The sequence below is a fragment of the Pseudarthrobacter sp. 01T43 genome, assembly GCF_056398665.1.
Genome location: NZ_JBFTPV010000007.1, coordinates 44456 through 66661 on the forward strand (window position 1 = coordinate 44456; position 22206 = coordinate 66661).

General features: G+C 66.2%; 16 protein-coding genes. 11 read left to right on the forward strand and 5 right to left on the reverse strand.

The window, feature by feature from the left end; translation table 11 throughout:
* Positions 1 to 7 precede the first annotated feature (7 nt).
* The 8 genes from AC1DIM_RS09205 (at position 8) to AC1DIM_RS09240 (ending at position 11687) form a co-directional block, all read left to right on the forward strand.
* Positions 8 to 1984: an APC family permease gene (locus AC1DIM_RS09205; RefSeq protein ID WP_477710185.1), complete on the forward strand. Its 1977-nt coding sequence runs from the start codon at positions 8 to 10 to the stop codon at positions 1982 to 1984.
* Positions 1981 to 3408, forward strand: coding sequence for a class I SAM-dependent RNA methyltransferase (locus tag AC1DIM_RS09210; RefSeq protein WP_477710186.1), 1428 nt, complete (start codon positions 1981 to 1983; stop codon positions 3406 to 3408). Before AC1DIM_RS09205 ends, AC1DIM_RS09210 begins: the two co-directional genes overlap by 4 nt.
* Positions 3409 to 3574: 166 nt before the next feature.
* Positions 3575 to 6388: an aconitate hydratase gene (locus AC1DIM_RS09215; protein ID WP_477710187.1), complete on the forward strand. Its 2814-nt coding sequence runs from the start codon at positions 3575 to 3577 to the stop codon at positions 6386 to 6388.
* Between the two features lie 129 nt (positions 6389 to 6517).
* Entirely contained in the window at positions 6518 to 8491 is a 1974-nt protein-coding gene (gene dxs / locus AC1DIM_RS09220; RefSeq protein WP_477710188.1) for a 1-deoxy-D-xylulose-5-phosphate synthase, read from the forward strand.
* Positions 8488 to 9105, forward strand: a complete 618-nt coding sequence (locus AC1DIM_RS09225; RefSeq protein WP_477710189.1) for a DUF402 domain-containing protein — start codon at positions 8488 to 8490, stop codon at positions 9103 to 9105. The genes dxs and AC1DIM_RS09225 overlap by 4 nt, the downstream gene beginning before the upstream one ends.
* The gene (locus AC1DIM_RS09230; RefSeq protein WP_477710190.1) at positions 9102 to 9662 is read left to right on the forward strand and encodes a hypothetical protein; all 561 of its coding nucleotides are present in this window, start codon (positions 9102 to 9104) and stop codon (positions 9660 to 9662) included. Before AC1DIM_RS09225 ends, AC1DIM_RS09230 begins: the two co-directional genes overlap by 4 nt.
* A 9-nt stretch (positions 9663 to 9671) precedes the next feature.
* Positions 9672 to 10649, forward strand: coding sequence for an aldo/keto reductase (locus AC1DIM_RS09235; protein ID WP_477710191.1), 978 nt, complete (start codon positions 9672 to 9674; stop codon positions 10647 to 10649).
* 12 nt (positions 10650 to 10661) lie between these two features.
* On the forward strand, positions 10662 to 11687 hold the full coding sequence (locus tag AC1DIM_RS09240) for a nucleoside hydrolase (protein WP_477710192.1): 1026 nt from the start codon (positions 10662 to 10664) through the stop codon (positions 11685 to 11687).
* Positions 11688 to 11711: 24 nt separating this feature from the next.
* Here AC1DIM_RS09240 and AC1DIM_RS09245 read toward each other — a convergent pair whose 3' ends face one another.
* The gene (locus AC1DIM_RS09245; RefSeq protein ID WP_477710193.1) at positions 11712 to 13136 is read right to left on the reverse strand and encodes a mycothione reductase; all 1425 of its coding nucleotides are present in this window, start codon (positions 13134 to 13136) and stop codon (positions 11712 to 11714) included.
* 196 nt (positions 13137 to 13332) lie between these two features.
* Between AC1DIM_RS09245 and AC1DIM_RS09250 the strand changes: the two genes are divergently transcribed.
* From AC1DIM_RS09250 to AC1DIM_RS09260, 3 genes are read left to right on the forward strand one after another with little or no spacing between them, the layout of a single operon-like run.
* On the forward strand, positions 13333 to 14205 hold the full coding sequence (locus AC1DIM_RS09250) for an ECF transporter S component (RefSeq protein WP_477710194.1): 873 nt from the start codon (positions 13333 to 13335) through the stop codon (positions 14203 to 14205).
* Positions 14206 to 14215: 10 nt separating this feature from the next.
* A complete protein-coding gene (locus tag AC1DIM_RS09255; protein ID WP_477710195.1) occupies positions 14216 to 14959 on the forward strand; it encodes an energy-coupling factor transporter transmembrane component T in 744 nt (247 codons plus the stop codon).
* A gap of 2 nt (positions 14960 to 14961) precedes the next feature.
* Positions 14962 to 16512: an ABC transporter ATP-binding protein gene (locus AC1DIM_RS09260; protein ID WP_477710196.1), complete on the forward strand. Its 1551-nt coding sequence runs from the start codon at positions 14962 to 14964 to the stop codon at positions 16510 to 16512.
* A 17-nt stretch (positions 16513 to 16529) separates the two neighbouring features.
* On the opposite strand, the gene AC1DIM_RS09265 is transcribed toward AC1DIM_RS09260, so the two are convergent.
* The 4 genes from AC1DIM_RS09265 to AC1DIM_RS09280 form a co-directional block, all read right to left on the reverse strand.
* On the reverse strand, positions 16530 to 18713 hold the full coding sequence (locus AC1DIM_RS09265) for a 3-hydroxyacyl-CoA dehydrogenase NAD-binding domain-containing protein (RefSeq protein WP_477710197.1): 2184 nt from the start codon (positions 18711 to 18713) through the stop codon (positions 16530 to 16532).
* The gene (locus AC1DIM_RS09270) at positions 18710 to 20020 is read right to left on the reverse strand and encodes a thiolase family protein (protein WP_477710198.1); all 1311 of its coding nucleotides are present in this window, start codon (positions 20018 to 20020) and stop codon (positions 18710 to 18712) included. The genes AC1DIM_RS09265 and AC1DIM_RS09270 overlap by 4 nt, the downstream gene beginning before the upstream one ends.
* A gap of 120 nt (positions 20021 to 20140) precedes the next feature.
* On the reverse strand, positions 20141 to 21460 hold the full coding sequence (locus AC1DIM_RS09275; protein ID WP_477710199.1) for an HRDC domain-containing protein: 1320 nt from the start codon (positions 21458 to 21460) through the stop codon (positions 20141 to 20143).
* 45 nt (positions 21461 to 21505) lie between these two features.
* Positions 21506 to 22156, reverse strand: a complete 651-nt coding sequence (locus AC1DIM_RS09280) for a DUF3000 domain-containing protein (protein WP_477710200.1) — start codon at positions 22154 to 22156, stop codon at positions 21506 to 21508.
* Positions 22157 to 22206 lie beyond the last annotated feature (50 nt).

Sequence of the window (22206 nt, forward strand, 5' to 3'; positions counted from 1 at the left end):
TTGTGGAGTGCTGACAATACTGAATGCCGTAAAACGGGTGCTGGTGGGCAGACCCTTCAGGAATGACCGGCTGGCCCACACCCTGCTGCCCAAACGGATAGCACTTCCGGTTTTCGCCTCCGATGCGTTGTCATCGGTGGCCTACGCGCCGGATGAAATCCTGCTGACCCTTGCCCTTGCCGGCGTCAGTGCCGTTGCCATTTCGCCGTGGGTTGGCCTGGCCGTCATGGTGGTGCTCCTGACCGTGGTCGCGTCGTACCGCCAGAACGTGCACGCTTACCCCTCCGGTGGTGGAGACTACGAAATCGCCAACGAAAACCTCGGCAAGTATGCCGGGCTGACGGTGGCCTCCGCCCTCCTGGTGGACTACGTCCTGACCGTGGCGGTCTCGATGTCTTCGGCGGCCGCCTACCTCACCACGGCAATTCCCTCCCTGCATGGGCAGCAGGCGCTCCTGGCCACCATCGGCGTCGCCCTCCTCGCCCTGGTCAACCTCCGCGGTATCAAGGAAGCCGGTAGCGTTTTTGCCGTCCCCACCTACATTTTTATGGCCTCGATCCTCGGCATGACAGCTGTGGGCGTGTTCCAGGCGGCCACCGGCCAGCTGGGAGAGGCGCCCTCGGCGAACTTCGAGATTGTGCCGGCTCCCGGCTTCGATCAAGGGCTGGTGGGACTGGCAGGCGCGTTCCTGCTCCTGAGGGCCTTCTCTTCCGGCGCCGCCGCCCTGACCGGTGTTGAAGCCATCAGCAACGGGGTGCCCAACTTCAAAGTCCCCAAGAGCAAAAACGCGGCCACCACGCTGTTGCTGCTCGGATCGATCGGCGCAGCGATGCTGGCAGGCATCATCTACCTGGCCAATGCGACCAGGGTCCACATTGTGCTTGACCCTGCCACCGAATTCCTGCTGAACGGCCTGCCGCTGCCCGAGGGCTACATCCAGACCCCGGCCATCAGCCAGATCGCGCAGACCATCTTCGGGCCCGGGTCCATCCCGTTCTACATCGTGGTGGCGGCCACGGGCGTGATCCTGGTGTTTGCCGCGAATACGGCGTTCAACGGGTTTCCCGTGCTGGGCTCCATCCTGGCCCAGGACGGTTACCTTCCCCGCCAGTTGCGGACCAGGGGAGACCGCCTGGCGTTCAGCAACGGCGTCATTGCCTTGGCCGCCGGCGCACTGGTGCTGATCGTGGCGTTCAACGCAGACGTCACCAAACTGATCCAGTTGTACATTGTGGGCGTCTTCATCTCCTTCACGCTGAGCCAGCTGGGCATGATCATTCACTGGGGCAGGCATCTGAAACTCGCCAAGGACAAAGCGGTGCGGCGTCGGATGATGAAATCCCGCACCATCAACACCATCGGCTTCGGCATGACAGCCCTGGTCCTGGTCATCGTGCTGATCACTAAGTTCGAACAAGGTGCCTGGATCGCGCTGCTGGCCATGGTGGTGCTGTTCCTGATCATGTGGAGCATCCGCGCGCACTATGACAACGTGGCCAAGGAGCTGGCCGTGGATGAGGATTCCTCGCCCCGGGCCCTGCCGTCCCGAGTGCACGCAGTCCTGCTGGTCTCGCATGTGCGCAAACCCGTGCTGCGTGCCCTGGCGTACGCGCGGGCGTCACGGCCTTCGCGGCTGGATGCCATCACCGTGGACATCAACGCCGAGGAAACTGCGCACACCGTTGCCGACTGGGAAAAGCTGGAGATCCCTGTGCCGCTCACGGTCCTGGCCAGCCCCTACCGCGAGACCATCACCCCGATCATGGAGTATGTAAAGAACATGCGCCGCGACTCGCCCCGCGACCTCGTGGTGGTGTACATCCCCGAGTATGTGGTGGGTAAGTGGTGGGAACAGTTGGTCCATAACCAGACAGCATTGCGTATTAAGACCCGGCTGCACTTCGAATCTGGCGTCATGGTGGCCAGTGTCCCGTGGCAGCTCAAATCATCCGAAGAAGCAAAGAACCTGCAGGATATTCAATGACCCCCCAGTCCCACAGCCCTTCCACCACCGCACCCGTCCAGGAAGCCGCCGTCGAGTTGGTGCTCGAGGTCGGCCCTGTGGCTCACGGAGGCCACTGCGTGGCACGCCACGAAGGCAGGGTGATCTTTGTCCGGCACGGGATTCCCGGCGAAAAAGTCCGTGTCCGGTTAACCGACGCGGGGGAGTCGGCCAAATTTTGGCGGGCCGACGTGGTCGAAGTTTTGGAGGCCTCCCCGGACCGGGCGGATCACTTCTGGCATGCGGCGGACTCGCTCCGCTCCTGGCAGCGCGGGCATCCGCCGGTGGGCGGGGCCGAATTCGGCCACATCTCGCTGGCGCGCCAGCGCGGACTGAAGTCCGCGGTACTGGCCGAACAGCTGAGGCGCCTCGCCGGCGTCGAACGCGTACCCGGGGTTCCCGACATGGATAGCCTGGTGGAGGCCGTGGAGGGAAGCGGGCGGGGTTCAGAGGCAGTCCCCGGTACGGACGCAACGTACGACGCCGGCACCGGGCTGGGGTGGCGGACCCGCGCCAGCTTCTCGGTCACCGCCGGCGGAAAACTGGGCATGCATGCGCACCGTTCAGATCACATCATTGCCGTCCGGGAGATGCCCCTGGCCTCCGACGGCATTAACCGGTTGCGGCTGTGGGACCTCGATTTCCAAGGCATCGAGCGCGTGGAAGTAGCAGCGCCGTCGAACGGCTCGCGCCCCCTGGTGCTGCTCGCTCCCGCACCCCGAACCAGTCCCAAACGGCTCAACGCTGTCGCTGCCCAGCTTCCCGACGACGTTTCCGTGGCCTCGTTCGATCCCCTCACCGAAGAAGTGCGGCAGCTGCGTGGCCGGACGTGGGTCCAGGAATCCGCGGCCGGCCACGAGTACCGGGTGACCGGGGCGGGTTTCTGGCAGATCCACCGCGACGCGCCCGGCACGCTTGTGGGGGCTGTCACAGAATTCCTCCACGGCGGCGGCTTCCTCGGAGCAGGTTCCGTGGTGGCGGACCTTTACGCCGGAGCCGGGCTGTTCACGGCACCGCTGGCCGACGCGGTGGGCGAGACCGGCTCTGTCCTCTCGGTGGAAGGCGCTCCCGGAACCAGCCGGGATGCCCGCAAGAACCTTCACGGCGCCCCGCAGGTGGAAATCGTGCAAGGCCGCGTGGAGCGCGTCCTCCGCCAGAAACCGCGGAATTTCGATGCCTTGCTGCTGGATCCGCCCCGCGCGGGGGCAGGGAAGGCCGTGGTCAGCCAGTTGGTTGCGGCCGGGCCCCGCGCGGTTGCCTACGTTTCGTGTGATCCGGCATCGTTTGCCCGGGACGTCGGGTACTTCCAACAGGCCGGGTGGTCCTTGGCCGGACTGCGTGCGTTTGACCTGTATCCGCACACCCACCACCTGGAGACGGTGGCGTTGCTGACGCCCGCCCCGTGATGCTACTAGGATGGCGGTAGTAATCCCACGTCGCGCACCGTATTCACGGCTGAGTATTCACGGCTGACCTCAGGCAATTTGTGTGGCCAGCACTAATTAGGCCTGCCTAACTAGCAAGCGGTCTACCGCGCGACAAAGATGAAACTGTTGCGAGAGGAGTCCTGCGATGAGCACAGTGGACAGCTTCGGTTCAAAAGGCAAACTTAATGTAGCCGGAACCGAATATGAAATTTTCCGGTTGAACTCCGTTGAAGGTGCAGAAAACCTTCCGTTCAGCCTCAAGGTATTGCTTGAAAACCTGTTGAGGACCGAGGACGGCGCGAACATCACTGCCGATCACGTGCGTGCCTTGGCCGGCTGGGATCCCAATGCCCAACCCGATACAGAAATCCAGTTCACGCCTGCACGCGTGATCATGCAGGACTTCACCGGCGTCCCCTGCGTGGTGGACCTGGCGACCATGCGTGAAGCGGTCAAGGAACTCGGCGGTGACCCCAAGCGGGTCAACCCGTTGGCTCCGGCGGAAATGGTCATTGACCACTCCGTGCAGATCGACGTTTTCGGTAACTCCGGCGCGCTGGAGCGCAACATGGAGATCGAATACCAGCGCAACGGCGAGCGTTACCAGTTCCTTCGCTGGGGCCAGACGGCGTTCGATGACTTCAAGGTGGTTCCCCCGGGAACCGGCATTGTGCACCAGGTCAACATCGAGTACCTGGCCCGCACGGTCATGACCCGCGAAATCGACGGTGTTGTCCGGGCGTACCCTGACACCTGCGTGGGCACCGACTCGCACACCACCATGGTCAACGGCCTGGGTGTCCTGGGCTGGGGCGTTGGCGGCATCGAAGCCGAAGCAGCCATGCTGGGACAGCCGGTCTCGATGCTCATTCCGCGCGTTGTGGGCTTCAAGCTGACCGGGTCCATCCCGGCCGGCGCCACCGCMACGGACGTSGTSCTGACCATCACCGAGCAGCTCCGCAAGCACGGTGTGGTGGGCAAGTTCGTGGAATTCTACGGCGAAGGCGTTGCGGCTGTGCCGCTGGCCAACCGCGCCACCATTGGCAACATGAGCCCGGAATTCGGTTCCACGGCCGCAATGTTCCCGATCGACGACGTCACGCTGGACTACCTGCGCCTCACGGGCCGCTCGGACGAAAACGTGGCACTCGTGGAGTCCTACGCCAAGGAACAGGGCCTCTGGCACGATCCGTCGCGTGAGATCAAGTTCTCCGAATACCTCGAACTGGACCTGTCCACGGTTGTTCCGTCCATCTCCGGCCCGAAGCGTCCCCAGGACCGCATCATCCTGACCGAGTCGAAGGCCCAGTTCCGCGAGGACCTGCGGAACTACGTGAAGGAAGACCTCGCCGACGGCAGCCTGGACGAAGCGATTGACGAAAGCTTCCCGGCTTCCGACTCGCCGTCGTTCACTGCTTCGACGACACACCTGAGCGAAGTGGCCCCGCACTCCCACGGCCCGAAGTCGAACGGACGCCCGTCCACTACGGTGGCCGTCAAGACCGCCGATGGCCGCGARTTCGAACTGGACCACGGTGCMGTYTCGATCGCGTCGATCACSTCCTGCACCAACACGTCCAACCCGTCCGTGATGCTGGCCGCTGCACTGCTGGCCCGCAACGCCGTGGACAAGGGCCTGACCTCCAAGCCGTGGGTGAAGACCTCCGTGGCTCCCGGGTCCAAGGTTGTCACCGACTACTACAACAAGTCCGGCCTGACTCCGTACCTGGAGAAGCTCGGCTTCTACATCGTCGGCTACGGCTGCGCCACCTGCATCGGCAACTCCGGCCCGCTCGACGCCGAGATCTCGGAGGCCATTCAGGCCAACGACCTCTCCGTCACTGCCGTGCTGTCCGGCAACCGCAACTTCGAAGGCCGGATCAACCCGGACGTCAAGATGAACTACCTGGCCTCCCCGCCGCTGGTCATCGCGTACGCCCTCGCCGGCACCATGGACTTCGACTTCGAGAACGACGCCCTGGGCCAGGACGAGGCCGGCAAGGACATCTTCCTGAAGGACATCTGGCCGAACCCGGTCGAGGTCCAGCAGGTCATCGATTCCTCGATCGACAAGGGCATGTTCGCCCGCGGCTACGAAGGCGTCTTCGAGGGCGACGACCGCTGGAAGGCGCTCGACACCCCGGCCGGCGACACCTTCGCCTGGGACGAGAAGTCCACCTACGTCCGGAAGCCCCCGTACTTCGAGGGCATGAAGGCTCAGCCGGAACCCGTGCAGGACATCACCGGCGCGCGCGTGCTGCTGAAGCTGGGCGATTCGGTCACCACGGACCACATCTCCCCGGCCGGTTCCTTCAAGTCGGACACCCCGGCCGGCCAGTACCTGCTGGCCAACGGCGTGGAGCGCAAGGACTTCAACTCCTACGGCTCACGCCGTGGCAACCACGAAGTCATGATCCGCGGCACCTTCGCCAACATCCGGATCAAGAACCAGCTCCTGGACGGCGTCGAAGGTGGCTTCACCCGGGACTTCAGCCAGGCTGACGGCCCGCAGGCCTACGTCTACGACGCCGCCCAGAACTACCAGGCAGCCGGCACTCCGCTGGTGGTCCTCGCCGGCAAGGAGTACGGTTCCGGCTCGTCCCGTGACTGGGCCGCCAAGGGCACCGCACTGCTGGGTGTCAAGGCCGTCGTCGCCGAAAGCTACGAGCGCATCCACCGCTCCAACCTGATCGGCATGGGCGTCCTGCCCCTGCAGTACCCGGCCGGCCAGAACGCCGCCAGCCTGGGCCTGACCGGCACGGAAACCTTCTCGGTTGAGGGCGTCAGCGCCCTGAACGAAGGCACCACGCCGAAGACCCTGAAGGTCACTGCCACCGCAGAAGACGGCACCGCCAAGTCCTTCGACGCGGTACTCCGCATCGATACCCCGGGCGAAGCCGACTACTACCGCAACGGCGGTATCCTGCAGTACGTCCTGCGCCAGATCTCCGCTAACTAGCAGGCATCTGAACAACGCAGCACCCTCCCGAAGCCCCGGCCGGTCAGCGACCAGCCGGGGCTTCGGCTTTGCATTTCACCCAAGGCGTTAGAGTTAATAGGCACGTCTACCACCCGAAGGAGGGGTCATTTGGGAATCTTGGACACCATCCGGAATCCGCAGGACCTTCATGGGTTGTCCCAGGGGCAGCTCGAAGAACTGGCTGATGAGGTCAGGAGTTTCCTCATATCCAATGTTTCCCAGACGGGTGGACACCTGGGCCCCAATCTCGGTGTGGTGGAACTGACACTTGCCGTGCACCGCATCTTCGATTCGCCGCGGGACAGCATCGTGTTCGACACGGGCCATCAGTCGTATGTACACAAGCTTTTGACCGGCCGCCAGGATTTCAGCACCCTGCGCCAGCAGGGCGGCATGTCCGGCTACCCATCCCGCGCAGAGTCTGAGCACGACATCGTGGAAAGCTCGCACGCGTCCTCGTCCCTCTCCTGGGCGGACGGCATCTCACGCGCCCGGCAGCTCACCGGAGAAGGCGACCGCTACGTCGTCGCGATCGTTGGTGACGGTGCGCTGACCGGCGGCATGGCCTGGGAAGCCATCAACAACATCGCGGCAGACAAGCGCCGCCGGGTGGTCATCGTTGTCAATGACAACGGCCGCTCCTATGCGCCCACCGTTGGCGGCTTCGCTGACTACCTCGCATCGCTTCGTCCCACCATCGACTCCTTCCGCGCCACCCCGGCCTACGAAGGAACGCTCGACTGGTGGAAACGGAAGCTGCAGAACGGCGGCCCGGTGGGGCAGTTCACCTACAAGAGCCTGCATGCCATGAAAAAGGGTGTCAAGGACTGGTGGGCGCCGCAGGGGATGTTTGAGGACCTCGGCATGAAGTACATCGGCCCTGTTGACGGCCATAACCTCCAGGCCATGGAGCACGCCCTGTCCACGGCCAGGAACTATGCCGGACCCGTGATTGTCCATGCCATGACTGAAAAAGGCCATGGCTACGCTCCCGCCCGGGCTCATGAAGCGGACCAGTTCCACGCGGTGGGGATCATCGACCCCGAAACCGGTGAACCCACGAGTGCGGCCGGGGCACAGTCCTGGACGTCTGTTTTTGCCGACGAGATCGCTGCCATCTCCGATGAGCGGGCCGATATTGTCGGCATCACCGGCGCCATGCTGATCCCCGTGGGCCTGCACAAGTTCGCCGCCAAGCATCCCGACCGCGTGATAGACGTCGGTATTGCCGAGCAGCACGCACTGACCTCAGCCGCCGGCATGGCCTTCGGCGGTCTCCATCCGGTGGTGGCTGTTTACGCCACGTTCCTCAACCGCGCCTTCGACCAGCTCCTGATGGATGTTGCCCTGCACAAGGCCGGAGTCACCATCGTGCTGGACCGCGCCGGCGTGACCGGTCCGGACGGAGCCAGCCATCACGGCATGTGGGATATGGCAATGGTCCAGATTGTGCCCGGGCTGCACCTCGCCGCGCCGCGTGACGCTTCCCGCCTGCGCGAAGAGCTCCGCGAAGCCGTAGCCATCGATGATGCCCCCACCGTGGTGCGCTTCTCCAAAGGCACCGTCGGAGCCGAGGTGGAAGCCATCGAACGCCTCAGCGACGGTGTGGACGTGCTGGCCCGCCGCCCGGCAGGCTCCGCCGAAAACGATGTCCTGATTGTCAGCGTCGGCGCAATGTCCGAACTTGCGCTGGACGTCTCCAACCGGCTCGGCGCCCAGGGCATCAGCACCACTGTGGTGGACCCGCGGTGGGTGCTGCCCGTGCGCCGCTCCATCATCGCGCTGGCATCGCATCACCGGCTGGTCATCTGCATCGAGGATGGCGTCAGGGCCGGCGGTGTGGGATCACGGATCCGGCAGGAGATGCGCGCCGCCGGGGTCGACACCGCCTTGAACGAGGTGGGCCTTCCCGCAGAGTTCCTTGACCACGGCACCAGGAGCCAGGTTATGGAACGGGTGGGGCTGACGGCACAGCAGATAACGCACGACGTCGTCGCGCAGGTTTTGGGGACGAAGGTTCCGTTTGCGCGTCCCCTGCCAGGCCAGGAGCACCCTACTACCGGCAGCCTCCCGATTCTGTGAGGGAAGAAGACGCCCTGAAGTATCCCGGGGCCGCAGGGGAGTATGGACCGGCCACGCATACCAGCACCACGAGGATTCCCGCAGGCCTCCAGCCAGGCCAGCTGGTCGTGGCGCGGAACAGGAAATGGAACGGCAAAGCCCACTGGGTGGTCCCCGGACGGTACCTGGGAGAGGACCGGCACGGCTGGTGGATCTTTCAAGGAACCAACGAGTTCTGTTCGCGTCCCGGCGCTGCGTTCTACACCCGGTCCGATGCCGTGCTGCTGGTGCCGCGCTCGGGGGACTGGGTTGCCACCTTCTATGATTCGGCACATCCCAACGGGGTCCGGGTCTACATTGACCTCGCTGTGGCCCACGAATGGACAGAGATCCGGCCGGCGGTCACAGAGTTCCATGTGATCGACATGGATCTGGACGTCATCCGGATGGACGGGCGCGGCGTCTTTATCGACGACCAGGACGAGTTTGCCGAGCACGCAGTCGCCATGAACTATCCGGACCGCCTGGTGCAGGACATCCAGGTTGCCGCCGAAGAGCTTTACCAGGCCGTCAAGGCACAGCAGGCACCATTCGACGGCACAGACGTCGAATGGTTCACGAAGGGACGGTCATGAGCGGAATTATCAGGGTCTACAAACGGGACGACGAGGCAGTGCTGCACTTCCGCGAAGGCTGGTTCGACGAGGACTACAGCCAGTTTGTGATGAACTACGGCGTAGTGGGCCACCAGAGCAAAACCGAAGAAACAGACGTTGCGGACGCCGCTGCTGCAGAAGGCCTGATGGACGCCTTCGCGGTCCAGTGCGCGGAGGACGGCTACGCCGAAATCCCCGAAGAAGAGCAGTTCTGGGTTGTTGTCCAGTTCGCGCTTAAGACGAGGGAAGGCACCGACCGGGACCGGTACCTCGAGGAGAAGGCCAAGGACGCGCTTATCAGCCACCTGGCCTGGCGTGGCCTGGGAACCGTGGAGCGCTCCGAGTTCAGCGACTACAAGCTGAACATCTTCTGCCTCTGCCCCGAGGTGAACAAAGCGGTCAACGCCATCAAGGTCTGCAGCCGCGGGGAGGACTTGGACTTCACCAAGCTGAGCATTGGCGCGGCACCCTTTATCGAACCGGCAAACTTCAAGCTCAAGCACTCGGCGAAGCCCGCCAACAGCTTCAGCGTTTAGGGGGAAACCATGACTGAATACCGTCGCCTGGGAAAATCCGGGCTGTCCGTCTCCGTAGTGGGGCTCGGCTGCAACAACCTGGGCCGTGCCAACACGGTGACCGAGTCGCAGGAGGGGACGGACGCCGTCGTGCATGCCGCACTCGACGCCGGCGTGACGCTTTTCGACGTCGCCGACAACTACGGCAGGGAGCCCGGACTCAGCGAAACGATGCTGGGGAAGGCCCTGGCCGGCCGGCGTGAGGATGCGGTGGTAGCCACGAAGTTCGGGATGGACATGCGTGGTGCCAACGGTCCCGACTTTGGTGCCAGGGGATCCCGGCGCTACATTGTGCGGGCGGCGGAGGCGTCGCTGCGCCGGCTCGGTACCGACTGGATAGACCTGTACCAGTTCCATACCCCCGACCCGCTGACCCCCATCGAGGAGACCCTGTCCGCCCTTGATGACCTCGTCACCAGCGGGAAGGTGCGCTACATCGGGCATTCAAACCGTGCGGGCTGGCAAATCGCCGAGGCGGAATTCGTTGCGCGCGCCGCCGGCGGGACGCGTTTTATCTCCACCCAGAACCACTACAACCTCCTGGACCGGCGGGCCGAGCTGGAAGTCACCCCGGCGGCGGAAGCCTACGGCCTGGGTGTCCTGCCGTATTTCCCGCTGGCCAACGGGCTCCTCACCGGAAAATACTCGCCGGACACCGCACCGGAAGGCTCCCGGCTCAGCCACACCCGCACCAACATGGTCCATGACGCTGACTGGGACCAGCTCCAGCGCTTCGGCGCGTTCGCTGCGGCACGCCAGTTGTCCGAGATCCAGGTGGCCTTCTCCTGGCTCGCGGCCCAGCCCGCGGTCAGCAGCGTGATCGCCGGGGCCACCAGGCCCGAGCAGATCCGCCAGAACGCCGAGGCCATCGCCTGGGTGCCCACACCTGCTGAGCTGGACGAACTCGACGGGATCTTCCCCAAGGTCCCCAAAGTCGCACTCTTTTAGGAGACACCGCCGATGACCAGGCTCCTGCTGGACGTTGACACCGGGATCGACGACGCCCTGGCGCTGGCTTACCTCGCTTCGCTTCCCGACGTCGAGTTCGTCGCCGTCACGGCGTCGCCGGGGAATGTGGATGCGCACCAGGTGGCGCGAAACACCCTGGCCATGCTGGAGCTGTGCGGACGCACAGGGGTGCAGGTCGCCGTCGGCGCTGAAGGTCCGCTGGCCATCCCGCTGGTGACCACGCCCGAAACCCACGGACCGCAGGGCATCGGCCATGCCGTCCTCCCGCCGCCCACCGGGTCAGTCTCGCCGCGGCACGCCGCCGACCTGTGGGTGGAGGCGGCCCGGGCGAGCCCGGGGGAGCTGACCGCCCTGATTACGGCGCCGCTGACGAACTTCGCACTGGCCATCCGGCGTGAGCCGCGGCTGCCCGAACTGCTGGGCAAGGTGGTGATCATGGGCGGCAGCTTCTACCACCAGGGAAACACCACCCCCACCGCCGAGTGGAATACGCACGTTGATCCGCAGGCAGCTAAGGAAGTCTATGCGGCTTACCGCGGCTTGCCGGTCGACCGGCTGCCCATTGTCTGTTCACTGGACACCACTGAGCGGATCGAGCTGCGGCCCGAACATGTATTGCGGCTGGCGGAGGCGGCCGGCTGCGCTGAGCGGGAGCTGGTCCTGCCGAAGCAGCCCGAAGGGCTCAGGAGCACCGCGGACAGCCCGCTGGTGCGGCACCTGTCCGACGCCCTGCGCTTCTACTTTGAGTTCCACCGGCTGTACGGGCAGGGCTACGTGGCGCACGTCCACGACTACTTCGCCGCCGGTGTAGCCGCCGGGACCCTCGATTACGCAACCCGCCTGGCCACGGTGGACGTCGAAGTTGAATCGGCACTCCTGATGGGCACCACCGTGGCCGACTACCGGAATCTGTGGAAGCACCCGCCGAATGCCCGGATCGTCTCGGACAACAACCCGGAGCAGGCGTTCGGGGAATTGATCAGATCCATCGGCGCCCTCGCGGCCCGGCTGCGCTGAACCGTCACGTGCAGAGACCCGGCCCTACAGCGCCGCATCCGGTGATAGGTCCACGTCCAGCGCCAGCAAGGCGTTTTCGACCACCTCGGTCAGGGCCGGGTGAATCCAGTACGGTCCCCGCGCGAGTGCGGACACAGGGGTAGACAGCGCGATCGCCTGAACCAGGGGCTGGATCAGGATGGACGCCTCGTGGCCGAGGATGTGGGCTCCCAGCAGCCGGCCGGTGGACTTCTCCGCGATGACTTTGACGATCCCCTCGGAGTCTTCCATGGCCCAGCCATAGGCCGTGCTCCCGTACTCCTGGACAGCCACCACAATGTCTGCGCCGTCGGCAGCCTCGTGCCGGGCTTCCTCCTCCGTGAGCCCGACGGCGGCCACCTGCGGAATGCTGAAGACCGCAAAGGGAACGCCTGTGTAGTCGATGCTCCGCTGCCTGTCCGGGTGTTCGAGGTTGTGGACCACCACCCGCGCCTCCCGGTTGGCCACGTGCTTCAGCTGATAGCGGTTGGCGATGTCGCCGAACGCATAGACGCCCTCCAGCGGTTCACCGTTGGAAAGAATCCTCAGCTGCGCGTCCACCGACAATGTCTTGTCAGCGCTCAGGTCGAAGCCTGCTGCATCGACGTCCAGCCGGTCCGTGTTGGGAACGCGTCCCGTGGCCATCAGCACGATGTCCGTCTCGACGCGCAACTGCTTTCCATCGCCGTCGTCGAACACCGCGGTGACCCGGCCGTCCCCGTTGTCCTCCACCGCCTGCAGCGAGAAGCCAAGCTCCAGCTTCCAGCGGCGGGCGGCAGATTCGGCGAACCGCTGGGCAATATCCCCGTCATTGCCGCGGAGGAGCCGTTGGGAGCGGTTGACCTGGACCACCTCGGTCCCGAACCCGTGGAAGATGGCGGCGAACTCCGCGGCGATGTATCCGCCGCCTACCACCACAACGTGGCCGGGCGGGCCGTCGATGCGCATCACGGTGTCCGAGGTATGCACCTGCGGGAGGTCCATGCCGGGGACGTCCGGCACCACCGCCCGGGACCCGGCGGCCACCACCACCCGGTCGGCGGTGATGATGGTTCCGGATTCCGTGGTCAGCGACCGGGGCCCGGTGAAGCGCACGTATTCCTGATACAGGTCCACGTTGTCCAGCTCCTCGGCCCGGTAGCGCCGGCCGTCTTCGGAGATGGCATCGATGCGGTTGAAGATCCGGTCCCGGATGGCATTCCAGCGCACTTTGTCCAGCGTCAGTTCCACGCCGAGACGTGACGCCTCGGCGGGAACGGCGGCCAGCGCCGCCGGGTAGGCGAACATCTTCGTCGGGATGCACCCGACATTCACGCACGTACCGCCGAAGACGCCGCCGTCGATGAGGGCCACCCGCTTGCCGTCCCAGAACGGGGTGATCAGCGAGTTTCCCGATCCGGAACCGATGATGGCGAGATCGTAATGGGGCATGGTTCGGCCTTTCGGAAGGTCAGGACGGCACGTGTCAGGGAGTCTACTATCCATCGCATGCCCCCCCCTTGCCGGTAGACTGATGCCGGACCCGGGCCGGCGCAGAAGCCCCCGGCTGCCGCCGAGGTGACATAGGCGGCGTTCCGCGCCGCCCGGCATTCCGGTCGTCAGAGCCTGCCTCCCCAAAAGGAACGCCATGTCATCGCCATTTCTTACGCTGCCGCCGCAGACGCCCGCCACAGCCCGCAAGCGCCGCCTGCTGGAAATCCTCGGAGCCCTGGCCATTGCAGGGACCTACATCTACCTGGTCGTTAACCAGCCCGCCGACATCACCGGCGGCCCGGGCAGCGCCGCGGCGCTGATCGCACTCTCCGGGTTCCTCGTGGGCGCCGTCCTGCTGATCGTTGCCGTGCTGCCCACTCTGCCCGTGTTAACGTTGGTGCTGATTCCGGTAGCTCTGGTGCTGAACATCGTCCTGGGCCAGTTCGTGGGCAGCACCTTGGTGCCCTTCTACCTTGATGCCATCGGCACTGTCCTGATCGCTGTCCTGGCCGGTCCGGCCGCGGGCGCTGCCACGGGCGCCCTCAGCAGCATCGTTTGGTCTTTCTTCAACCCCACCGTCCTGCCCTTCGCCGCCGGCGCGGCCCTGATCGGCTGCCTGGCCGGCCTCGCCGCACGCTACGGCCTCTTCCGCCGCTTCTACCTGGTTCCCGTGGCTGGATTCCTGACCGGCGTCATCGGCGGCGTGGTGTCCGCTCCCGTTGCCGCCTTCGTCTTCGGCGGCACGTCCGGCCTGGCCACCGGCGCCATCGTCAGCGCCTTCCGCTCCATGGGGGACAGCCTGCTGGCCGCCATCACCAAGCAAGCCCTGATCTCGGACCCGATGGACAAGGCAATTGTTTTCACCCTCGTGGCCCTTCTGGTCTATGCGCTGCCGCGCCGCACCAGGCTGCAGTTCCCCTTCGTCCGGCGGCACCGGGTGCTGGCCGGCCAGGACGTGCTGCAGAGACGGGACGTGCAGCCAGTACCTGATGTGGAGGGCGGGAGGGCAAGCGGCCAGGACTCCTGACCCGCCACTGATGCGCCTCCACCCCCTCACGTCGCTGGCGGCTGCCGGCAGCACAGCGGTCATCACGACGGCGGCAGCCTGGTTGCCGTTGTCTGCCGCCGTTGGTGCCGCTGCCGTGGGATTGGCGTTCGCGGCCGGAATCTCCCACCGGATGCTGCCCGCGGCGGCCGCCGTCCTGGTTCCGTTGGGGGTGTCCCTGTTGCTGCTGCATGGCCTGTTCTTCCCGGAGGGCGTCACCGTCCTGGCGCAGTGGGGACCGGCGCGGGTGACCACCGAAGGGCTGCAGTTCGCCGTGGAGCGCGTGGCGCAGCTTTCTGCTGCAGTGCTTGCCTTGCTGCTGTTCTCCTTCAGTGTCAGCGTGCCCGACCTGGTGGCGGCGCTGTCGTCGCGGGGCGTCAAGGGGCGGTTCGGCTACGTCCTCGCCTCGACCCTCACTCTCTTGCCTGCCATCAGCGCGCGGGTGCAGCGGATCCGGCAGGCGCAGGAGTCCCGCGGCCTGGTGATCCGCCGGGGCTGGGCTCACCGGGTGATCGCCTTTCGCCTTCAGGCCGTCCCCCTGGTCCTGGCCTTGGTGGAGGAGGCGGGGACGCGCGCCCAGGCGCTGGAGGCACGCGGTTTCAGCAGCCAGGGCCCTCGAACGAGCTACCGCGAGGTTCCGGACCCGCCATCCCAGCGTGTTGTGCGGATGGTGCTGCTCGTGGCAGCTGTTGCGGCAGTTGCCGCCCGGCTCGGGTTCCCGACGGCGGGCGCGTAGCCATGCACGACACGTCGGCTCCGGCGCTGGCCGCAGACATAAGCCGCTTCACGTATCACGGTGATGCAGGCCCGGTGCTGGGCGCCATCAGCCTGTCCCTGGCCCCGGGAACCCTGACAGCAGTCCTCGGCGGCTCGGGCAGTGGCAAATCGACTCTGGGACGGCTCCTGGCCGGCTGGCTCCGCCCTGGCAGCGGCGGTGCTTTCGAAGGATTCCTGGAACTGGCCGGCACCCGGCTCGAGTTCCGGGGCGCGCCGGAGGATCCGCACATCGACCCGGCCGGGTGGTGCCGCCAGGTCGGCTTTGTCCCGCAGGACGCGGCGGCGTCGTTGTCTTCTGTCCGTGCCACCGTGGCCGAGGAGTTGGCGTTTGGTCTCGAAAACTTGGGGACGGCCCGGCCGGAGATGCAGGCAGCCGTCCGGCGGGTGGCGTCCCTGACCGGGCTGGAGCATCTCCTGGACCGTGATCCGGCCAGGCTCTCAGGGGGCGAGCTTCGCCGCCTGGCCATCGGCTGCGCCATCATCACGGGCCCGGCCGTGCTGGTTCTCGACGAACCATTTGCCTCTTTGGACACCGACGGCTCAGCAGCCCTGACGGCCCTGGTGCGGAGCCTCGTGGCCGGTGGCACCGCCGTCGTGCTTTTGAGCCAGGCGGTGGACGCCCTGCTGCCCGAGGCCGGGCACTGCATCCTGCTGAACAACGGCGCGTCAGTTGCCGAGGGCACCCCGGCGCAACTGGCCACCTCTCCGGAACTCGCTGCCGCCGGCGTCATCGGGACGGGTAGCGGCGGGGACGGCTCGCCGCCGCACCAGCCGGCCCGGGCCGGTCAGGCTGTCACGCGTCAAGCGGGCGTCAGGCCGGTGCCGGCACGGGTACCCGCGCTGGAGCTCCGCGACGTGAGCTTCGCCTATGACAGGCTGCCTGCGCGGAGGCGGGCCGCTGGCGGCACCGCGAATCCCGCCGTCCTGGACGGCGTCAGCCTGTCAGTCCAGCCAGGGGAGATCGTTGCTGTCACCGGGCCGAATGGAGCCGGAAAATCCACGCTGCTGCGGCACCTGAACGGCCTGCTTCAGCCGCTGGCAGGCAACGTCAGGATCAACGGGCAGGACATTGCCGGGCTGCTCCCGGGCAGGGTGGCCGCCGACGTCGGCCTGCTCTTCCAGGACCCTCGTGACCAGCTCTTCGAGCGGACAGCGGAACGGGAAGTCGGATTTGGCCTGGCTGGTGGCCCGGCAGCCACAGCCTCGGTTCGGCGTGCTTTGGCCGCTGTGGGCCTCGCGGAAGACGCTGGAAAGCACCCCGCTGAACTGCCGGCCTCCCAGCAGCGGCTCTTGGCATTGGCCACGGTCCTGGCCAGGCAGCCGCGCGTGATGGCACTGGATGAACCGACAGTAGCCCTCGACCGCCGCGGGCTGGCCATGCTGGACGCCGCGGTGCTGCTAGCTGCAGCGGAGGGTGCCGCCGTCGTGCTGGTCACGCATGACCTGGCCTACGCCCGGTCCGTGGCGCACCGGACAGTGCGCTTGGAGGCCGGCCGCCTGCACGAGATGTGAGCCGCCGGGCTGGGACGTCAGGCTGGGATGGTGGACTGTGATGGGGCGGTGCTGGATGCAACGCCGGGTGCGTGGAAGGGCTTGCCGTTCGCCCGCTCCGAGGCGCCGACCCGGTCAAGGTACGGCGTAATGCCGCCCAGGAACATCGGCCAGCCCGCGCCGAGGATCATGCACAGGTCGATGTCCTCGGGACCGGCCACCACGCCCTCGTCCAGCATCAGGCCGATCTCCTCGGCCAGGGCGTCCTGCACCCGGTGCAGGACGTCAGCTCCGGTGGAGGGGGACGTGCCGAAGGACATCAGTGCGAGGGTGGACGCGGGTATTTCCTGGCTGCCGTCAGCGGCCGGAGCCCAGAGCGACTTTACGCCGTTATCGATCAGCTTCTTCAAGTTGGCCGACACCTCAAAGCGGTCTCCGAATGCGGCGTGCAGGGACTCCTGGACGTGCTGGGCCACCGGCAGGCCCACCATGGCGCCGAGCGTGAACGGGGTCATCGGCAGGCCCATGGGCCGGAGGGCATTGTCGGCAATGTCGGCGGGGGTGCCTTCGTCAAAGGCCGCCGTCACTTCGCCCATGAGCCGCAGCAGGATCCTGTTGACCACAAACGCGGGCGCGTCCTTGACCAGGACCGCCGTCTTCTTCAGGCCCTTGGCCAGCTCAAACGCGGTGGCCAGGACGGCGTCGTCGGTCTTGGGCGCCCGCACGATCTCCAGCAGCGGCATCACCGCCACCGGGTTGAAGAAATGGAAGCCCACCAGCCGTTCCGGGTGCAGAAGGTCCTCAGCCATCGCCGTCACGGAGAGGGATGAGGTATTGGTGGCGAGAATGCACTCCGGTGAGACGATGGCCTCCACCTCGGCGAAGACCTGCTTCTTGACGTTCAGTTCTTCGAAAACGGCCTCAATGACGAAGTCGGCGTCGGCGAAGGCCGCCTTGGAGACCGAGCCGGTGACCAGTGCCTTGGTGCGGTTGGCTGCGTCCGGGCTGATGCGTTTCTTGCCCAGCAGTTTGTCCACCTCGGCATGGACGTAACCCACGCCCTTGTCCACGCGGGCCTGGTCTATGTCCGTCATGACCACGGGGACCTTGAGCTGGCGGGCGAACAGCAGGGCGAGCTGGCTGGCCATCAGCCCTGCTCCCACCACGCCGACCTTGGTGACCGGCCGGGCGAGCTTCCGGTCGGGTGCACCCGCCGGCCGTTTGGACCGCTTCTGGACCAGGTCCAGGAAGGCGTACACGGTGGCGCGGAATTCGTCGGTCTGCATCAGCCCGGCCAGGGTCTCGCACTCGAGTGCGGCGGAATCAGCTTGGCTCATGGTGCGGTTGACCTCGAGGATGTCCAGGACCTTTGCCGGTGCCGGGGACGCGTTGGACGTCTTGGCCTCCACCAGCGCGCGGCCGCCTGCCACCGCTGCTGACCAGCGGGCGGCGACTGCGTGGTCTGCTGGATCGACGGCGTTGGCCCGCTCCGGAGCCACCTCGCCGCTGATAACCTTGGCCGCCCAGAGGAGGGACTGTTCCAGGAAGTCGGCCGGCTCGAACAGGGCGTCGGCGATGCCGAGTTCGAAGGCCTGCGGTCCGCTGAGGGTCCGGTTGTTGCTGAGCGGGTTTTCGATCATCACCTTGACCGCATTCTCCGGCCCGATCAGCCGCGGCAGGATGTAGACGCCGCCCCAGCCCGGGACCAGGCCCAGGAAGGCCTCAGGCAGCGCCAGTGCGCCGGCTCCCGTAGATACGGTGCGGTAAGTGGACTGCAGGGCGATCTCCAGGCCGCCGCCCAGGGCCACGCCGTTGATGAAGGCGAAGCTGGGTACCCCGAGGTTGGCCAGGGTGGCGTACACATCGTGGCCGAGCTGGGCCATCCACAGGCCGTGTTCGCGGTTCTCGAGTGACTTGACTGCGGACAGGTCTGCGCCGGCCACCAGGAAATAGGGCTTGCCGGTGACGCCGACGCCAACGATCTCGCCGCGGGCGGCACGCTCCTTCAGCTGCTCCAGGACCGTGCCCAGCTCAACCAGGGTGTTCGGGCCCAGGGTGGTGGGCTTGGAGTGGTCCAGGCCGTTGTCGAGGGTGATCAGTGCAAAGACTCCGGGGCTTGGCTGGCCCGGTGACGCCGGCAGTTCAACGTCCTGGACGTAGGAGTGTGTCACAGTTTCATTCGGAAAGAGTTCGGCAAGCTTGGTGAAATCTGCGGCGCTCATGCGGCAGCTCCTTCGGTGGTTGCTTCGGCTGCTGTGTCTGCGGCCGCTGAGGCGGCACCGCTGTAGTCTGCGTATTTCGAGTGACGCGGGTTTTCCCAAATGACGGTGGCGCCCATGCCCAGGCCGATGCACATGGTGGTGATGCCGTACCGGACCGACCGGTCTTCCTCGAACTGCCGCGCCAGTTGGGTCATCAGCCTGACGCCGGACGAGGCCAGCGGGTGGCCCACCGCGATCGCTCCGCCGTAGCGGTTAACCCGGGGATCATCGTCGGAAATTCCAAAGTGGTCCAGGAAACTTAGCACCTGGACGGCGAAGGCTTCGTTGATTTCGAAAAGCCCGATGTCCTCAATAGTCAGGCCCGCATTCTTCAATGCCTTTTCGGTGGCGGGAACCGGCCCGATGCCCATGACTTCCGGCTCGACGCCCGCATAGGCGTAGCTGACCAGGCGCATCTTGACGGGCAGGCCCAGCTCCACGGCGGCCTCGGATGATGCCAGGACCGCGGCCGTGGCTCCGTCGTTCAGGCCGGCTGCGTTGCCGGCCGTCACGCGGCCATGGGCGCGGAAGGGAGTGCGCAGGGCGGCAAGATCCTCCAACGTGGTGCCCGGGCGGGGCGGCTCATCAACGCTGTTCAGCGTCCAGCCCTGGCCTGGCTTGAGGGTGGCCACGGGGACGAGGTCAGGTTGGATCTGCCCGCGGGCGTAAGCTGCCGCCAGCTTGTCCTGTGAGGCAACAGCGTAGGCGTCCGTGCGTTCCTTGGTGATATCGGGGAAACGGTCATGCAGGTTTTCGGCCGTGTTGCCCATGTTCAGCGCGGCCGGATCGACCAGGCGCTCGGACATAAAGCGCGGGTTCGGATCGGCGCCGGAGCCCATCGGATGGTTGCCCATGTGCTCCACGCCGCCGGCAATCACGACGTCGTACGCGCCGAAGCCGATGCCGCTCGCCGTCGTGGTGACTGCTGTCATGGCACCGGCGCACATCCTGTCGATGGCGAAGCCGGGGACTGTGCGGGGGAGCCCGGCCAGGAGGGCGGCCGTGCGGCCGAGCGTCAGGCCCTGATCCCCGGTCTGGGTGGTGGCGGCCACGGCCACTTCGTCGATCCGCGCTGCAGGCAGGGTGGGGTTGCGGCGCAGCAGTTCGCGGATGCACTTCACCATCAGGTCATCTGCCCGGGTGCCGGCATAGATGCCTTTCTCGCCGGCTTTCCCGAAAGGGGTGCGCACGCCGTCGACAAAAACGACGTCGCGGACTGTGCGCGGGGACCCGCTGCTGTGTTCTTCGCTGTGGCGGGCTTGGCTCACGTTTACTCCTCATCGAGACATTGGCGCCGTCCGAGGCTAGTAAACGGCGCTCGGCCGGACGGCATTTGTCACTATGTTACCCGTGAGTAACATAGTGGGCAAGAGTCCGATGAGGAGGTGCTACTCGGTGGCTTTGGTTTCCTTATCCGGCAGCGGCTGCGGGTTGAGGAAAGCGTCCGTGATCAGCGGCGCGACCAGGTCGATCTGCCACGCTCGGGCTCCCAGGGAGCTGAGTTCGGCGGCCACCGTTTCTTCGTTGAGGTCCGACGGCGGACGCCAGGCCACGCGACGCAGGTAGTCCGGCGTCAGCAGGTTTTCCATCGGCAGGTTCAGTTCTTCGGCCTTCGCCTGCAGGAGCGGGCGGGCTGTGGACAGGCGCTGTGCGGCCTCGGGATCGCGGTCGGCCCATACGCGCGGCGGGGGAGGGGCGTTGGTGGGCAGGTGCAGGGGCGGGAGTTCCTCGAGCTCCCTGGCGGCCGCAATGCACCGGAGCCACCTGGGCGCTTCGCGCTGCGCAGCCCGCCCGTGGAAACCCTTGGTGCCCAGGAGCTGGGGCACGGTTGAGGGCATGGCCTTGGCCGCGGAGACCAGGGCCGAATCAGGAATCAGCCGGCCCGGCGCAACGTCACGCTTCTGCGCCAGCGAGTCCCGCTCGAGCCACATCTCACGGACTGCCGCGAGCTGGCGGCGGTCGCGGATCTGGTGGAGGCCGGAGGTCTTTCGCCAGGGGTCAATCCTGGGCGGCGCCACGCCAGCGGCCAGGATTGCGGCAAATTCCTGCTCCGCGTATTCCAGCTTGTCGTCGGCCAGGAGCAGTTCGATGAGTTCTTCGCGCAGCTCCGTCAGGACTTCCACGTCCAGGGCGGCATAGCGCAGCCAGGGTTCCGGCAGCGGCCGGGTGGACCAGTCGGCGGCGGAATGTTCCTTTGCCAGTCCAAAACCAAGCAGCTGTTCGATGACGGCGGCCAGGCCCACGCGGGGCAATCCGGCCAGCCGTGCCGCGAGTTCGGTGTCGAAAAGTTTGTCCGGCCACATGCCAAGCTCCAGCAGGCAGGGCAGGTCCTGGCTTGCGGCATGGAGGATCCATTCCACGCCTTTGAGGGCATCGTTGATGATGGCCAGGTCCTCGAACGGCTCGGGGTCAATCAGCCAGGTGCCGGAGCCTTCGCGGCGGATCTGGACCAGGAAGGCGCGCTGGCCGTAGCGGAATCCTGAGGCGCGCTCGGCATCGACTCCGGCGGGTCCGGTTCCGGCGGCGATGGCAGCCGCGCACCGCTCCAGCCCGGACTGCGTTTCGATGACGAGCGGGACGCCGTCGCGGGGTGCATCGAGGTCGATGACGACGGGGACCTGGCTGTCGAAGCCTTCCACCGTGATGTGGGCAGTCGTTTCATCAGCCGGGGCGCCGGCTGTGGTGTTATCCGGAATGTGAGGGGTCATGGTGCTTTCAGTTTACCGACCAGTGTTCAATGACGATGACCGGTCCTAGTTCCGGCGGCGGTGGGGAAGGGCCGAGACGCCTTCGGGCAGAGGGGGAAGTCCGGCAAACGTGCAGACCATGTCGGACCACGCCTCCAGGTGCGCGGTGACGTCCGACGACGCCGGGGTCCAGGACGCTCGGAGTTCGATGTCGATCGACCCGGGACGGTCCGACAGCGTCCCGAAGCTCTCTGACAGGACACGGGTGGCAGTCCCGCCGGCGGCCCGGTAAGGGGCCTTGTGCTCTTCGAGGGCGTCAACGAGCCACGTCCAAGCGACGGTGCCGAGCATCTCGTCATTGCCCATTTCGGGCTCGAGCTGGGCCCGGATGTAGGTGACGATGCGGAATTCGCCGTCCCAGACCTCGGACCCCTCGGGGTCGTGCAGCAGGATGAACCGTCCGGTGGCCAGCTCGGTGTCGTCCTCATCCTTCGTGCCGGAGGCTGCGGCCAGGGCCATGGCTGCGGGCCCGTGGACGGGGGTGGTGCCGCTGCCGGGACCGGACGCCATGACCTCGGCGCCCAGTGCCACGGCGAACGGTGCCAGCCGCGCCGGCGCCGGAATTTCCGCCAAGCGCAGTTCACTGCGGCATTGGGCCTTCCTGAGGGATCCCAAGGCGTGGAGAAATTCCGGGGGAACCTGGGCGAGTGCGTTCACCTTCGCAGATTACGCAACAGCGCCGGGCACGCAGTGCAGGCTCGCCGTCG